Raw genomic sequence first — 14457 nt, 5'->3', positions numbered from 1 at the left:
AACACCATGACTGCACCCCTCGAATCAGACATCGACATCTGGGATGACGACATCCTTGTCGATCCCTACCCCACGTATGCCGCGCTCCGCGAGCAAGCAGCAGTGGTCCACCTTCCCAAGAACGACCTGTACGTCCTGACGCGCTACGACACCATCCGGGACGCCCTCGGTGATCCGGAAACCTTCTCGTCCACCAGCATCGGCTTCAACCCCATGGTGAACGAGGCACTGCAGGGCACCTCACTCGCCTCCGACCCGCCCATCCATACGCAGCTCCGCGCCACGCTGTCACAGAACCTCACCCCCCGTGCACTCCGCGGCCTGAAGGTGATCATCGACGAAAAGGCGGACAAGCTCGTCGCCGAGCTCGCCGCCAGCGGCAGCTTCGAAGCCATCGATTCCCTGGCCCGGGCCTTCCCCATCGAGATCGTTGCCGACCTCATTGGTTTCCAGGGGCACGTCAAGGACAACATGCTGCGCTGGGGCCAGGCCGCAATGCAGGTCATCGGGCCGTTGAACCAGCGCACGCAGGAGAGCTTCCCGATCGCCGGCGAGCTCTACGGCTGGTGTTCGTCGGTCACCGCCGACGACCTCACGCCAGGCTCGATCGGCCGCGGAATATTCGACGCCGAGGCACGCGGCGACATCCCCCAGGGCTCTGCAGGGCACATCATCCACCAGTACCTGGGGGCGGGTGTGGACACGACCATCGCCTCCATCGGAAACATTGTTGCGCTGTTCGGCCACCACCCTGGGCAGTTCGAACTGGTCCGGGAGAACCCGGACCTCGTCCCCGCGGCGTTCGCCGAAGTGCTGCGCTACTGGGCACCGGTCCACATCTGGGGCCGCAAGGCAACCCGCGACGTCGAAATCGACGGAGTCACCATTCCTGCCGGTGCCCAGGTGGGCATCCTGTTCGGTGCCGGCAACCGGGACCCGCGGCATTACGCGAATCCAGACACCTTTGACATCAGGCGCAACCCGGTGGACCACCTTTCCTTCGGCTACGGACCGCATGGCTGCGCAGGCCAAGGCCTCGCGAAACTTGAAGGGCATGCGATCATCGAGGCGCTTGCCCGCAGGGTGAAGACACTGACGGTTTCGGATGAGGTCCGGGAGCCCAGCAACATCACGCGGAGTTTCGAATTGCTCCGGGTCGAAAAGGTGGTGGCGGCGTGAGGATCGAACTGGACCGTCCCCGTTGCGAAGGACACGGCCTTTGCGAGGAAGCCGCGCCCCGGCTCATGCACCTCGACGATGACGGTGAGCTGGTGATCGACGTCCCGGACGCGGAAGGGGCTGACCTGGACGCCGCGAAGGCCGCAGTCAGGGTCTGCCCGGTCGCCGCACTGCGGTTGGCCGCGGCATGACGATGCGGAGGATAGTGGTGGTTGGCAACGGCATCGCCGGGCTCACGGCCTGCGACTCGTTGCGCTCTGCGGGCTTCGACGGCGAACTCACCGTCGTCGGCGCCGAGCGCCACCATCCCTACAGCCGGCCCGCCCTGTCCAAGGCGCTGCTGCACAGCGTTCAAGGAAGCAGCGAGGACGGCCTGCGGGCGCACGAGCTCCCCGAGCCGAGCCACGACGCAACGGAGCTGCTCGGCGTCAGCGCCGCCGGACTCGATGTCGACGCCCGCCTGGTTCGCCTGGACGGGGGCGGTGAGCTGCCGTACGACGGCCTGGTCATCGCCTCCGGTTCCCGGGCGAAGCGCCTCGCTGCGGGACCGCAACAGGACGGAGCAGGCGGACCGCACCAGGACGGCTCCCCCCGGGAGCTCACCCTGCGCACCCTTGAGGATGCGATCCTCCTCAAGGAGCGCGTCGCATCGCGTCCCTCGGTCATCGTGATCGGCGGCGGACCGCTCGGCATGGAGGTCGCGTCAGGCTGCCTCGCGGCCGGCTGTGAGGTCACCCTCGTTTCCGACGTCGGGCCCCTCTCGCGCCAGCTCGGCGAGCATTTGTCCGATCTGTTCACTTCGGCTGCCATCGGGCGCGGCCTGCGGGTGGTTGGCGGCGGGAAGGCGAGGCTTGCCCATCACGGTTCCGGGACACGGGTCGTCCTCGTCGACGGCACTGAACTTGAAGCGGATCTCGTGGTCACCGCCGTCGGCGATGAACCGAACGTCGGCTGGCTGGCCGGCTCCAGCCTCCTCACGGGTGGATCGCTGCGCGTCGACTCGCGCGGACGACTCCGGCCGGACATCGTGGCCGCCGGCGACGTGGCGTCCTTCCCCACGCGGCGCGGCGTGCAGCGGGTCCCCTTGTGGACGAGCGCCATCGACCAGGCCAAGGTCGCCGCCGTCGGACTGCTTCAGGGCGATACCGCACCCGAGTTCGACTTCCAGCCGTACTTCTGGACGGAGGGCTTCGGCCTGTCGCTGAAGTCTGTGGGCTTCACCCCGGTTGCCGGGGCTCCCGACTACTGCGAGCCTGGCGGGAGCGCCGACTCGGTACTGCTGCGCTGGGACAACCCGGACGGGTCCGGGACTGCCGCTGCGATCAATTACCGGATCCCGGTCCCGAAACTGCGCAAGCTGGCCGACGGCGGTCCGGCGGCGCTGCGTCCGGCGGCGCCCGCCCGGGTCTGACGACGCACGCCACCGTTAGGATTGATGCATGTCGTCGTTGCGAGAAGCCCAGAAGAAGCTCACCCGCGACATGATTGTGGAGCGCGCGCTCGAGCTCTTCACCGAGAAGGGTTACGCCGCGACCACCATCGACGAGATCGCCGCGGCGGCCGGCACCACCCGGGTGACCTTCTACGCGTACTACCCGTCACGCAGTGACCTGATGAAGGACTTCATGGCGCGCGTCAACGCGGTGCTGGACCGTGCGGACGGACCGGAGAGCGGCTCCACTGCTCCCGACCTCGTGGACGTGGTGCGTGCAGGCGAGCTAACGGGCATCCTGGCCTGGCTGGAATCGCGGGCGGCGCTCTGGCCGGTCTTCCGCCCCTACCTCGACGTGCTCGACGAGGCCGCCGCCGTCGACCGCGAAGTGCGCGCCATGGTGGAGGGATGGCATGAGGAGGTCATCTCCGACCTCGTCCGGGGAATGCAGCTGGCCGGGCGCTTTTCACCGGAGACGCACCACATCCGCGGAACACTTGCCTTCACCTCGCTGGACTACGTGGCCACGCTCTGGACACGACGGAAGTTTGAACCAAACCGAGAACACGCGCTGGAGGTACTGGCTGACAACTGGTACCACCTGCTCTGCGACGACTAGGCCTCCAGCCGCAGCCCTGCCGACGGAACCACGGCTCCCGTGGCGGTCGAATCGGGGTTGAGCATCCAGCCCACCCTCTTGGCGGAGCTCAGGACCACCACGCTCTCGGCCAGCTCGATTCCGGGGATCCGTTGCTGGAGTGCCAGTTCGGCATTCATCACGTCCGCCAGGGAATGCAGCCACATGATCACCACGAAGTTCGTCCGCCCGGTGGTGGAGGCGGCCAGCCGGATGTTCCGGAACCCGCGCAGCTCGGCCGCCGCGGCCTCGTGCTGGCCCGGCGGCACGTTGGCGAACCACTGGCACGTGACGGGGTAGCCGGAGTACTTCTGCGCGATCTCACAGCGGAACGAGAGCATCCGGCTGGACAACACCCGGTTGAGCTGCCGCTGGACAGTTGCCGGGCTGCGGCCCAGGCTGCGGGCGATGTCCGCCGCCGTCGCCCTTCCGTCCCGCGCAAGGAACGGAATAAGGTCCAGGTGGCTCTGCGGCAGCGGGGCGCCGGGAACGGCGGGCGGGGCGGAGCCGGACGCTTCGGGCCCGGCGAGCGCCTTGAGGGCGTTCTGCTGCGCCTTGTCCAGGACGTTGAGCCGCCACGCGTAGCCGCCCACATGCAGGCGGGTGCAGAGCGCGGTCCGATACTTGAGCAGGCCCGGGATCTCCTTGAACTGCGGCACCACTGATTCACTGAAACGGCCAAGGGTGGGCGTGATGACTGTCAGCATCAGGTCGCGGTTGCTGGCAGCTTCCTCCACCGTGACCACTTCGGGGATGGCCGCGAGCGCGGCGGTGACTCCGGCGCGCTGCCGCATTTCGCAGTCTACGTCCACCAGGGCAAGGCACATCTGCTTGGGATCGCCGATCAGGTGGGCGGTGGTCCAGGCAGCGCCGGCGGCCCGCAACCGGTCCCAGCGCGCCGCCAGCGTGGTGGCGTGCACGCCCAGGATTCCGGCAGCATCGGACCAGCTGACCCGCGGGGCGATTTGCAGCGCGTTGATCAGCTGGAGATCGTCCTCACTGATTTCCATGCGGCGGCGGCCCCCTTCATGCACGAATCCTGCAACTCCAAGCATAGTTGTGATTTTTTCCTGCTATTTCCAGGCTTGTGAACCACCTCACTCCACAATGGGTTGCAGGTCACAAACCGATCGTTCGGGAAAGAGGAGAACATATGTCGATCACCGCCGATGCCAGGGAACTGCAGGGCGACATTGCCCGGTTCCGCCAGGAGCTGCATCGGGAGCCGGAGATCGGCCTGGACCTCCCCCGGACCCAGGAAAAGGTCCTCCGGGAACTTGAGGGCCTGCCGTACGAGATCACCCTCGGCGAGAGCACGACGTCGGTCACTGCGGTTTTGCGCGGCGGCGCGCCGCACGCGTCGGCCGAGCGGCCGGCGGTCCTGCTCCGCGCGGACATGGACGGCCTGCCCGTCCAGGAGCGCACCGGCGTCGACTTCACCTCGCGGATCGACGGAGCCATGCACGCCTGCGGCCACGACCTCCACACGTCCATGCTTGCCGGCGCCGCCCGGCTCCTGGCCGACCGCCGGGATCAGCTGGCCGGCGACGTTGTGCTGATGTTCCAGCCGGGTGAGGAGGGCTTCGACGGCGCCTCCCACATGATCCGCGAAGGCGTCCTGGACGCGGCCGGCCGCCGCGTGGACGCCGCCTACGCCATGCACGTGTTCTCCGCCCTGGAACCGTACGCCCAGTTCTGCACCAAGCCGGGCGTCATCCTGAGCGCCTCGGACGGGCTCTTCGTCACCGTCCTGGGAGCAGGCGGCCACGGCTCCGCGCCGCACTCCGCGAAGGACCCGGTCACGGCGGTTGCCGAAATGGTGACAGCCCTGCAGGTGATGATCACGCGCCAGTTCAACATGTTCGATCCCGTAGTCCTCACAGTCGGCCTCCTGCAGGCCGGCACCAAGCGCAACGTCATCCCTGAATCCGCGCGCTTCGAAGCCACCATCCGCACGTTCTCCGATGCATCCCGGGAACGGATGATGACGGCCAGTCCGGTCCTGCTCAAGGGCATCGCCGCGGCCCACGGCCTCGAGGTGGACGTCGACTACCGCTCCGAGTACCCGCTCAGCGTCACGGATGAAGACGAGACACACACCGCCGAAAAGACCATCCAGAAGCTCTTTGGCGATTCGCGCCTCACCCGCTGGGCCACCCCGCTCAGCGGCTCGGAGGACTTTTCCCGGGTCATGGCCGAGGTGCCCGGCACGTTCATCGGGCTCAGCGCCGTTGCCCCCGGCGCGGACCACACCTCCACCCCGTTCAACCACTCCCCCTACGCCACTTTCGATGACGGCGTTCTCTCCGACGGCGCGGCGCTCTACGCAGAGCTTGCCGTTTCCCGCATCGCAGCCCTCGCGGCTGCAGGCAACTGACCTTCCCTTCACTTTTGGAGCCCCACATGACTTCCACCGTAGGCATGCCAGCCGAGGTCCAGGTTCACAAGTCCCACCTCCGGACCCTCATCGGAACCGGCATCGGCAACGCCGTTGAATGGTACGACTGGGCCATCTACGCCACGTTCTCACCGTTCATCGCCAGCGCCCTGTTCAGCAAGGCGGATCCGACGTCGGCCTTCCTCGCCACCCTGGCGATCTTCGCCGTCGGATTCGTCGCCCGTCCGTTCGGCGGCTTCGTGTTCGGCTGGATCGGTGACCGGATCGGCCGCAAGACGTCGATGACGTTCGCGGTGGGGCTCGCCGCACTGGGCAGCCTGCTGATCGGCATTGCCCCGACCTTCGAAGCCGTGGGAGCCTTCGCGTCCGTGATGCTGCTGGTGGCCCGCCTGATCCAGGGCCTGGCCCACGGCGGCGAGCTGCCGTCGTCACAGACCTACCTTTCCGAGATGGCCCCGAAGGAAAAGCGCGGCTTCTGGGCCACGCTGATCTACACCTCCGGCACCGCCGGAATCCTGGCCGGAACCTTGCTCGGGGCCGTCCTGTCCAACGTCCTGAGCCAGGCCGACATGAACGCGTGGGGCTGGCGCATCCCGTTCCTGATCGGCGGCGCGCTGGGTGTCTATGCCTTGGTGATGCGGGCACGGATGAGGGAAACCGAGGCCTTCGCAGCCGAAACGCCCAAGGAAAAGCACGAGCCGATGTGGCCGCAGATCTACCGGCACCGCAAGCAGGCGCTGCAGGTCATCGGACTGACCGTCGGCCTGACCGTGAGCTACTACATCTGGGGCGTCGTGGCGCCGAGCTACGCCGCCACCGCACTGAAGATGGACCGCGGCGAAGCCCTCTGGGCCGGGGTGATCGCCAACATCGTCTTCATCGCCGCCCTGCCGTTCTGGGGCAAACTGTCGGACCGCATCGGCCGCAAGCCGGTCCTGATCGCGGGTTCAGCCGGCGCCGCGCTGTTCCACTTCCCCATGACCTGGCTGCTGAAGGACTCCCCCTGGCAGCTGGCCGTCACGATGTCCGTGATGCTGTTCTTCATTGCCGCCAGCGCGGCCATCGTTCCGGCCGTCTACGCCGAGCTCTTCCCCACCAAGATCCGAACCGTCGGCGTCGGGGTCCCCTACTCCATCTGCGTCGCGGCCTTCGGCGGCACTGCCCCGTACCTGCAGACCTGGCTGGGCACCATTGGACAGGCCAACCTGTTCAACGTCTACGCCGTGCTCCTGTTGCTGGTGGGCATCGCGTTCGTCTTCACCATCCCTGAGACCAAGGGCAAGGACCTGACGCACTAGCGGTCACCGGCCGGCGGCATAGTCCGCCTGAGAGGCCAACTGAGGAGGAACGGCCAAGGCCGGGCGGCACTGCCGCCCGGCCTTGGTTATGGTCGCGTCTGGAGCGTCACAAGCCCGGCCCGCACACCGGATGCCCCGCCGGACCTGCGTACAATCGACCGACAGCCATCTACCAAGGGAACCATGAAGAAACTCACCACGGCCCTGCTCGCCGCCGGGCTCATCATCTCCGCTTCCGCCTGCTCCGCACCGGCACAGCTGACCACAGCGGAAACCTGCGACCGGCTCAAGATCGTTGTGACGGACTCCAGCACCAGCGCCGGCAAGACCGGGATGATCATCCTGGGCAACCGGCTCCGCCCGCTCGTCGGGGGTGCCTCCGATGAGATGAAGCCCGCCGTGCAGGCGATCTTGGATTACGCCGATGAGAACGCGAAAGAGTCGCCCGACGCTGAAAAGATGGCCCAGCTGCAGGCCGACTACCAGAAGGCCGGCGCTACATTCGGGCAGTTCTGCAACTAGTTGCTGCCACCAGTTGTTTCGGCGGGACGCAGCCCTTGTCCCTATCGGCGGTTAGCCCAGGTGGACGGGAGCGGCGTCGGCGTCGGAGCCGCTGAACGTCGTCCGGTCGATCCTGATCAGGACCAGTGCAATCGGGATGATCAGGATTGCCACGGCTGCAGCCCACAGGAACACAGCCGAGTAGCCGGCTGTCAGGGCCGCCATGGAGGCGCCTCCAGCGGCGGCCGTGGCTGCGGCGGCGATGGAGCTGAACAGTGCGATGCCCAGGGAACCGCCGATCTGCTGTGAGGCGTTCACCAGGGCACTGGCAACCCCGGAGTCATCCTTGTCCACGCCGAAAAGGGCAAGGTTCTGCATCGGAACAAACACCATGCCCAGGCCCATCCCCATCAGGATCAGGGCAGGCAGCATGTTCACGGCATAGCTGCCCTCGGCGCTGACCCGGGTCAGCCACAGCATGGAAGCCGCCATGAAGACCGGGCCTACCGCGGTGGGGATTTTCGCCCCGAGTTTCGGCAGGTTCTTCGCAACCACTGCGGCGGTGGCGATCAGCACCACGGTCATGGGCAAGGAAGCAATGCCGGCCGGGAACGGGGCGAAACCGAGCACGATCTGGATGTAGTAGTTGATGAACAGGATGCCGCCAATCAAGACTGCGCCGGACAGGAACGAGGCAAAGAACGCTGCTGCCCGGTTGCGTTCCGTGGCAACGCGGAGCGGCAGCAAGGGATGCTTCACCTTTTTCTCCACCAGCACGAAGAGGGCCAGCAGCACCACGCCTGCCAGGATGAAGCCCCAGGCTTCCGGGGCACCCCAGCCGTGTTCGGCATTTGTGAAGCCGTAGACCAGTGACCCCAGGCCGAGGGCTGCGAGGACGACGCCGGGCCAGTCGTATTTGGTGGACCCTTCAGCCTTGCTTTCGCGCACCGTCAGCCAGACGCCGATGAAGGCAATGATGGCGATGGGGATGTTTACGAAGAAGCACCACCGCCAGGACGCGTAGTCCGTGAGGTAGCCGCCCAGAAGGACGCCAATGGCTGCACCCACGCCGCTGATGGAGCCAAAGATCGCGAAGGCCGTCCCGCGGTCCTTGCCGCCGGGGAACGCAACTGTCAGCAGCGCCAGCGCGGCAGGCGCCAGCAGCGCGGCGAACACACCCTGCAGGGCGCGCGCGCCGATCAGCTCCCAGGTTTGCTGCGCGATGCCGCCGACGAACGACGCCGCGGCGAAACCGACGGAGGCCACGATGAAGGTCCGCTTGCGGCCCCAAAAATCAGCGATTCTTCCACCCAGCAGCAGGAACGCGCCGAAGGCCAGGGCATAGGCCGTGACCACCCAGGACCGCGCCGAATCGCTGATCCCCATTTCGGTCTGCAGCCGCGGGAGGGCCAGATTCACAATCGTGCCGTCCAGGACCACCATGAGTTGCGCAAGGGCCAGGAAGATCAGTGCCCACCACGCTTTCTGCGGCTTGTTCTCCTGCCGCACCTGCGTTGTTGCAGTAGCTAGTGCCATTCCGTCATACCCTCCAAGTAGTAATACTTATAAAAGTATAACTATCTAGGCCGGCCCCGGCGCCGCATGCGGGGTGCGATGCTGGCTACGCGGACCCGTCGAGAATCGAGGCGAGGCGCTGGAGCGCCGGGAGGCTCGCTGCGATGTGTGCGCGTTCGGCCGGAAGAAGCCGGGAGCTGGCCGCGTCGAGCGATTCCGCCCAGGCGGCCTCCAGCACGGTCTTGATCCGCTGGGACTCGGCCGTGGGGTGCAGGGCGACGTAACGCTTGTCAGCCGCGTCACGCGTGCGCGTCACCAGGTTGCCGGTGACAAGCTCGCGCACCTGCACGCTCACGTTGCTGAACTGCCGGCCCAGTCGGCCGGCGACTTCGGCAACAGTGATCCCGGGGTGGTCCTCGATCACCCGGAGGATCTCCAGCTGGCCGTTGGGCAGCGGGCGGACTCCGGTCGCTTGGTGGGACTTCCGCTTGACGTCCGCGGAGATATCAAGGATGGCCACAGCGAGGGCGCGGAGGTCCACTGCCTGCGCCTGACGGTCACCTGGGCCAACATTTTCCATCCCTTCAGCATAGGCGCGGGAAGGGACCCGGCCGGTTATGATCTCCAAGACCGGGGCGCTCCGGACGCCACGCATGATTCCGGTGACAATACCCCTTAGGGTATATTGGGCGTGTCCCCGGCCACCGGGAAGCCATGCAGGAAGCCCCGAAGGATCAGGATGAACGCAGAGGAACGGCCGGAAGGCCTGCAGCTAGACGAGTCCGCCACGCCGGGAACGGCGGCCGCAGCGGACCGGGCCCGCCTGGATGGCCACCGCCTCCAACGCCGCGTAGTGTCCGTTCTCGTCGGCGGCCAGGTCCTCGGCGGCATCGGCATGGGGGCAACCCTCTCCCTGGGCTCGCTGCTGGCGGCACAGCTCTCCGGGTCCAACGCATGGTCCGGCATGGCTGCCACCATGAGCACCCTCGGCGCCGCTTTCGCCGCTGTCCCGCTGGCCCGCCTCGCCCAGGCACGCGGCCGGCGGATCTCGCTGTCCACCGGCGCCCTGGTCGCCGGAGCCGGAGCCGTCCTGGCCATCAGCTCCGCCGCACTGAGCCTTTTTCCGTTGCTGCTGCTGGGCCTGATGCTCCTCGGCGCGGGCTCCGCAGTGAACCTGCAGGCACGTTTCGCCGCAACCGACCTGTCCCGCCCGGGGTCCCGGGGCCGTGACCTCTCCATTGTCGTATGGTCCACAACCATCGGTGCGGTCCTGGGGCCGAATCTCTTTGGCCCTGGCGAGACGGTCGGCGCAGCCCTCGGCCTTCCCCCGCTGACCGGCGCTTTCGCCTTTTCCGTCGCCGCCCAGCTGGCTGCCGCCGTCGTCTATTCCACCGGCCTGCGGCCGGACCCCCTGCTCACCGCCATGGCCTCACGAGTGCCTGACCTCGCGGCGCCCCGGCCACAAAGCGGCCTGCGGATTCTGCGGCGCAACCCGCGGGCGCGGTATGCCGTGGCCGCTGTCGCGCTCAGCCACGCCGCCATGGTGGCGCTGATGTCCATGACGCCGGTGCACCTGAAAGACCACGGGGCCAGCCTCACGGTGGTCGGCCTGACGATCAGCCTGCACATCGCCGGCATGTACGCGCTGTCTCCCGTTTTCGGCTGGATGGCGGATAAAGCCGGCCGGCTGCGCACCATCCTGCTGGGCCAGGCCATGCTGCTGGTTTCACTCGTGCTGGCCGGGCTGGCTCCGGACTCCGGCACGGCCGTCACCGCTAGCCTGATCCTGCTGGGGCTGGGCTGGTCCGCCTCCGTGGTGGCAGGGTCGGCGCTGGTGGCCGAGTCCGCGCATGTGCAGGACCGGCCGGCGATCCAGGGTGTTTCGGACCTGAGCATGAACGCGGCCGGGGCAACCGGCGGCGCGCTGGCCGGTCCGGTGCTGGCCGCCGTCGGGTACTCCGGGCTTGGATTCCTTTCCACCGCCCTGGTGGCCGCCGTGATCATCTGGACTTTCCTGCAACCCAAACAATGACGACGGCGGCAGTTACCTCGCGTGACGCCCCGTTACCTTTGACACGCCCGGCGCCTCCCGTTCGGGTTCCCCGATGACGCTTTGAGTCACTGGATTAACGCGGGTGAACGCGCGCGACGCGGGCCATTGATGGTCCAACAGGCCGGACCGTAGTCTCAGTCCAATCGACCGCAGACCTGCGGTGGAGCCCCTGCGGGGACCGCCGCAATCGTGAAGGAATCCCCATGTCATCGCATCAGAACCCCGAAGGATCCACCCGCATCGTTGCGGGGCAAACCGCCAAACCCCAAAGCTCCAATCCAAAGCGCAGGCGCACCCTAGGAATCGGCATCGCCGCGGGCCTCGTGGCACTCATCGCCGGCGGCGCGGCAGTGGCATCGTCACTGTCCGGCACTACGGGCAATACATCCGCGCAGCCGGCGGCCGCAGCCGCAGCACCCGCGGCGGAGTTGAGGCTGGGCTATTTCGGCAACGTCACGCACGCCCCGGCCCTGGTGGGGGTCAAGGAAGGCTTTATTGCGAAGAGCCTGGGGGAGACGAAGCTGAGCACGCAGGTGTTCAACGCCGGGCCGGCTGCGATTGAGGCGCTGAACGCCGGGGCCATTGATGCGACGTATATCGGCCCGAATCCGGCGATCAACTCGTTCGTGAAGAGCCAGGGCGAGTCCGTCAGCATCATTGCCGGTGCCGCGGCCGGCGGTGCGCAGCTGGTGGTCAAGCCCGGGATCGGCACGGCCGCGGACCTGAAGGGCAAGACCCTGTCCACGCCGCAGCTGGGCGGCACCCAGGATGTGGCGCTGCGGGCGTGGCTCGCCGCGCAGGGCTACAAGACCAACACCGACGGCAGCGGCGACGTTGCCATCAACCCGACCGAGAACGCGCAGACGCTGAAGCTGTTCCAGGACGGCAAGCTCGACGGCGCGTGGCTGCCGGAGCCGTGGGCTTCCCGGCTGGTGCTGCAGGCCGGCGCGAAGGTCCTGGTGGACGAGAAGGACCTGTGGGACGGGTCGCTGACGGGCAAGCCGGGCGAGTTCCCCACCACCATCCTGATCGTGAACAAGAAGTTCGCCGCGGCGCACGCGGAGACCGTCAAGGCGCTCCTGAAGGGCCACGCCGAATCCGTCACCTGGCTCAACTCCGCCGCCGCTGACGAGAAATCCACCGTCATCAACGCCGCCCTGAAGGAAGCCTCCGGCGCAGAACTGAAGCCCGACGTCATTGAGCGGTCCCTCAAGAACATCGTGTTCACCGTGGACCCGCTGGCCGGCGCGTACAAGAAGCTGCTGCAGGACGGCGTGGACGCCGGCACCACCAAGCAGGCCGACATCAGCGGCATCTTCGACCTCACCGCGCTGAACAGCGTCACCGCGGAAACCGGGGGCAGCAAAGTCAGCGCCGCCGGGCTTGGCAAGGACTGACGCAGGCCACTGCCGTGGTGCTGAGGGGGCGGCGACGGCCGTCCCTTCTCCGGCTTAACCCCCGATGAAACGGTCCCGTCCGGCCCGGTACCCGAACACGGCAGCGAGCGAGCCCACCACCAGGAACAGCACCCCCGCTGCGGCAAACGATCCGGTGGCCTGGTGCAGCTGTCCCACCATCAGCGTGCCCGTGGAGCCCACGCCGTAGCCCACGCCCTGCATCATGCCGGACAGGTGTGCTGCGGTGTGCCCGTCCCGGGTCCGCAGCATGATCATGGTGAGTGCCACCGCGGTCAGGCTGCCCTGGCCGAGCCCCAGCAGCCCGGTCCACACCCAGATGAAGTCCAGCGGCCCGAAGATGCTCAATGCGAATCCGCCGCCGGTCATCAGCGCCACCACCGTGTTGATGGCCCGCTGGTCACGGAACCGTGCCGCCAGCGCCGGCGCGAACAGCGAGCCGAGCATCTGCAGGACGATGGAGGCGGAGACGATCAACCCCGCGGTCCCGCCGTCCACACCGCGCTCCCGCAGGATGGGCGCCAGCCAGGCGAAAACGCTGAACGACATCATGGCCTGCAGCACCATGAAGATGGTGACCTGCCAGGCGACCGCCGAACGCCACACGTTGACGCCGTCGGCAACGGCCTGGTGCCGGGGGTGCCGCTGCCGGACGGCCAGCGGAAGGAAGAGCAAGAGGACGACCCCGGCGGGCAGCGCCCAGAACCACAGCGCCGCTGTCCACTCCCCCGACGCAGCGAACACGGGGTAGGTGAAGCCGGCGCCCAGGGCGGCCGAGGCGCAGATCGCGGTGGTGTACAGGCCTCCCATCAGCCCCAGCCGGTGCGGGAAGTCGCGCTTCACCAGGCCGGGCAGCAGCACGTTGCAGAGGGCGATGGCGGCGCCGCAGGCAGCTGTTCCGGCCAGCAGTGCGGGCAGATGGCCGGCGCCCGGCAGGTCAAGTGGGCGGAGCAGGAGCCCGGCGGTGAGAACGCCCATGGCTCCGAGCAGCACCCGCTCGGCACCGAACCGCCGGGCGAGGACGGGCGCCAGCGGCGCGAATACTCCCAGCAGGGTCACCGGCACGGTGGTGAGGACCACCACCGCCCAGCCGGGCAGCCCGGCGTCGGACCGTATTTCCGGCAGCACCGCGGCGAAACTGGAGAACACCGTGCGCAGGTTCAGCCCGATCAGGACCAGGCACACGCCGAGGTAGACCAGTCCGCGGCGGCTGCTGACGTGCGTGGGCTCGGCGGGGGGCAGCTCATCGATTTCGGCGTCCACCAGCGTGCCGGCGTCGGCACGCCGGACCCGCGCCGGGGCAATGGTTTTCGCTGGCGCGTTCCGGGCCGTGTTCCTGGCTGTGTTCTGGGCTTCGGTCACGAGCCCCATTCTTGCAGGCAGCGGCGCGCAACCGCCGCCGCTAGGACGTGCTGACGATCAAATAGCGCTCGTCCGTGATCTCCTTGCCCCACAACGCCGGGTCCCCCAGCCTGGTCAAGGTGGCATTCTTGCGGTGGCCGCGAACCAACTCCAGGCAGCGTTCAGCGGATATCCCCGCACCGGTCCCCCACAGTCCTTCCACGAGGATCATGGTGCCCGAATCGCGAAGCAGCCCAATCCACCGGGCCAGGGCCGCGTCCGGATCCGGCAGTGCCCACAGCACGTGGCGGGCAAGCACCGCATCGAAGGAGCCCGGCGCCAGCGTCGGGGAAGAGGCGTCCCCCACCATGAACTCCGCAGGCACCCCGGCGGCCGCAGCCTTCGCCCGGGCGATGTCCACCATGTTCCCTGACAAGTCCATGCCCCGGACCCGGTGCCCGGCCCTGCCCAGCAGCAGCGAAAGACTGCCGGTCCCGCAGCCAAGGTCAGCCACGTCGCTGCAGGGTTCCGGGATCAGCGGCAGCAGCAGCGCCTCCCATGCTCCGCGGACGGCAGGGTCGGCGAGACCGTGGTCCGCTTCGTCGTCGAACGTCTCCGCCTGGTTATCCCAATAGCTGCGCACGGCATCAGTCATGCGGGACAGTCTCGCACGTCCGGCGCCGGCCCG

Annotated in this window: 14 protein-coding genes; 9 read left to right on the top strand and 5 right to left on the bottom strand. The window is 67.7% G+C overall.

Annotated elements, in window-relative coordinates; all coding sequences use genetic code 11:
- Positions 1-6: 6 nt before the first annotated feature.
- The 4 genes from RW112_RS13945 to RW112_RS13930 are packed head-to-tail and all read left to right on the top strand — an operon-like array spanning position 7 to position 3230.
- Positions 7-1179 carry a cytochrome P450 gene (locus RW112_RS13945; protein WP_317782351.1) on the top strand — a complete coding sequence of 391 codons (1173 nt, stop codon included), beginning with the start codon at positions 7-9 and terminating at the stop codon, positions 1177-1179.
- A complete protein-coding gene (locus RW112_RS13940; protein ID WP_317782350.1) occupies positions 1176-1370 on the top strand; it encodes a ferredoxin in 195 nt (64 codons plus the stop codon). Before RW112_RS13945 ends, RW112_RS13940 begins: the two co-directional genes overlap by 4 nt.
- A 14-nt stretch (positions 1371-1384) precedes the next feature.
- Positions 1385-2590 (top strand): FAD/NAD(P)-binding oxidoreductase, encoded by a 1206-nt coding sequence (locus RW112_RS13935; RefSeq protein WP_317782349.1) that lies wholly within the window; start codon positions 1385-1387, stop codon positions 2588-2590.
- A gap of 28 nt (positions 2591-2618) precedes the next feature.
- Positions 2619-3230, top strand: coding sequence for a TetR/AcrR family transcriptional regulator (locus RW112_RS13930; protein WP_317782348.1), 612 nt, complete (start codon positions 2619-2621; stop codon positions 3228-3230).
- Here the strand turns inward: RW112_RS13930 and RW112_RS13925 are convergent.
- Entirely contained in the window at positions 3227-4258 is a 1032-nt protein-coding gene (locus RW112_RS13925; protein ID WP_317782347.1) for an Lrp/AsnC family transcriptional regulator, read from the bottom strand. The genes RW112_RS13930 and RW112_RS13925 overlap by 4 nt on opposite strands.
- Positions 4259-4401: 143 nt before the next feature.
- On the opposite strand from RW112_RS13925, the gene RW112_RS13920 reads away from it, so the two are divergent.
- The 3 genes from RW112_RS13920 (at position 4402) to RW112_RS13910 (ending at position 7466) form a co-directional block, all read left to right on the top strand.
- A complete protein-coding gene (locus tag RW112_RS13920; RefSeq protein ID WP_317782346.1) occupies positions 4402-5625 on the top strand; it encodes a M20 family metallopeptidase in 1224 nt (407 codons plus the stop codon).
- 26 nt (positions 5626-5651) lie between these two features.
- Positions 5652-6944 carry an MFS transporter gene (locus RW112_RS13915; protein ID WP_317782345.1) on the top strand — a complete coding sequence of 431 codons (1293 nt, stop codon included), beginning with the start codon at positions 5652-5654 and terminating at the stop codon, positions 6942-6944.
- A gap of 183 nt (positions 6945-7127) precedes the next feature.
- Positions 7128-7466, top strand: a complete 339-nt coding sequence (locus tag RW112_RS13910; RefSeq protein WP_305942552.1) for a hypothetical protein — start codon at positions 7128-7130, stop codon at positions 7464-7466.
- A 51-nt stretch (positions 7467-7517) separates the two neighbouring features.
- Here the strand turns inward: RW112_RS13910 and RW112_RS13905 are convergent, their stop codons facing one another.
- Together RW112_RS13905 and RW112_RS13900 are read right to left on the bottom strand one after the other, a co-directional pair.
- Positions 7518-8981: an MFS transporter gene (locus tag RW112_RS13905; RefSeq protein WP_317782344.1), complete on the bottom strand. Its 1464-nt coding sequence runs from the start codon at positions 8979-8981 to the stop codon at positions 7518-7520.
- An 85-nt stretch (positions 8982-9066) separates the two neighbouring features.
- Entirely contained in the window at positions 9067-9540 is a 474-nt protein-coding gene (locus RW112_RS13900; protein WP_317782343.1) for a MarR family winged helix-turn-helix transcriptional regulator, read from the bottom strand.
- Positions 9541-9699: 159 nt separating this feature from the next.
- On the opposite strand from RW112_RS13900, the gene RW112_RS13895 reads away from it, so the two are divergent.
- Together RW112_RS13895 and RW112_RS13890 are read left to right on the top strand one after the other, a co-directional pair.
- Complete coding sequence (locus RW112_RS13895; protein WP_317782342.1) at positions 9700-10992, top strand: MFS transporter; 1293 nt, start codon at positions 9700-9702, stop codon at positions 10990-10992.
- A gap of 224 nt (positions 10993-11216) precedes the next feature.
- On the top strand, positions 11217-12410 hold the full coding sequence (locus RW112_RS13890; protein WP_317782341.1) for an ABC transporter substrate-binding protein: 1194 nt from the start codon (positions 11217-11219) through the stop codon (positions 12408-12410).
- Positions 12411-12464: 54 nt separating this feature from the next.
- Here RW112_RS13890 and RW112_RS13885 read toward each other — a convergent pair whose 3' ends face one another.
- Positions 12465-13799 carry an MFS transporter gene (locus RW112_RS13885; protein ID WP_317782340.1) on the bottom strand — a complete coding sequence of 445 codons (1335 nt, stop codon included), beginning with the start codon at positions 13797-13799 and terminating at the stop codon, positions 12465-12467.
- A gap of 31 nt (positions 13800-13830) precedes the next feature.
- Positions 13831-14424, bottom strand: a complete 594-nt coding sequence (locus RW112_RS13880) for a class I SAM-dependent methyltransferase (RefSeq protein WP_317782339.1) — start codon at positions 14422-14424, stop codon at positions 13831-13833.
- Between the last annotated feature and the right edge of the window lie 33 nt (positions 14425-14457).

The sequence above is a fragment of the Arthrobacter sp. B10-11 genome (genome assembly GCF_033142195.1).
In the GTDB taxonomy this organism is placed as follows: Bacteria; Actinomycetota; Actinomycetes; order Actinomycetales; family Micrococcaceae; genus Arthrobacter; species Arthrobacter oryzae_C.
Note: the sequence above shows the minus strand (reverse complement) of the source record. Positions and strands in the feature narration are given on the sequence as shown.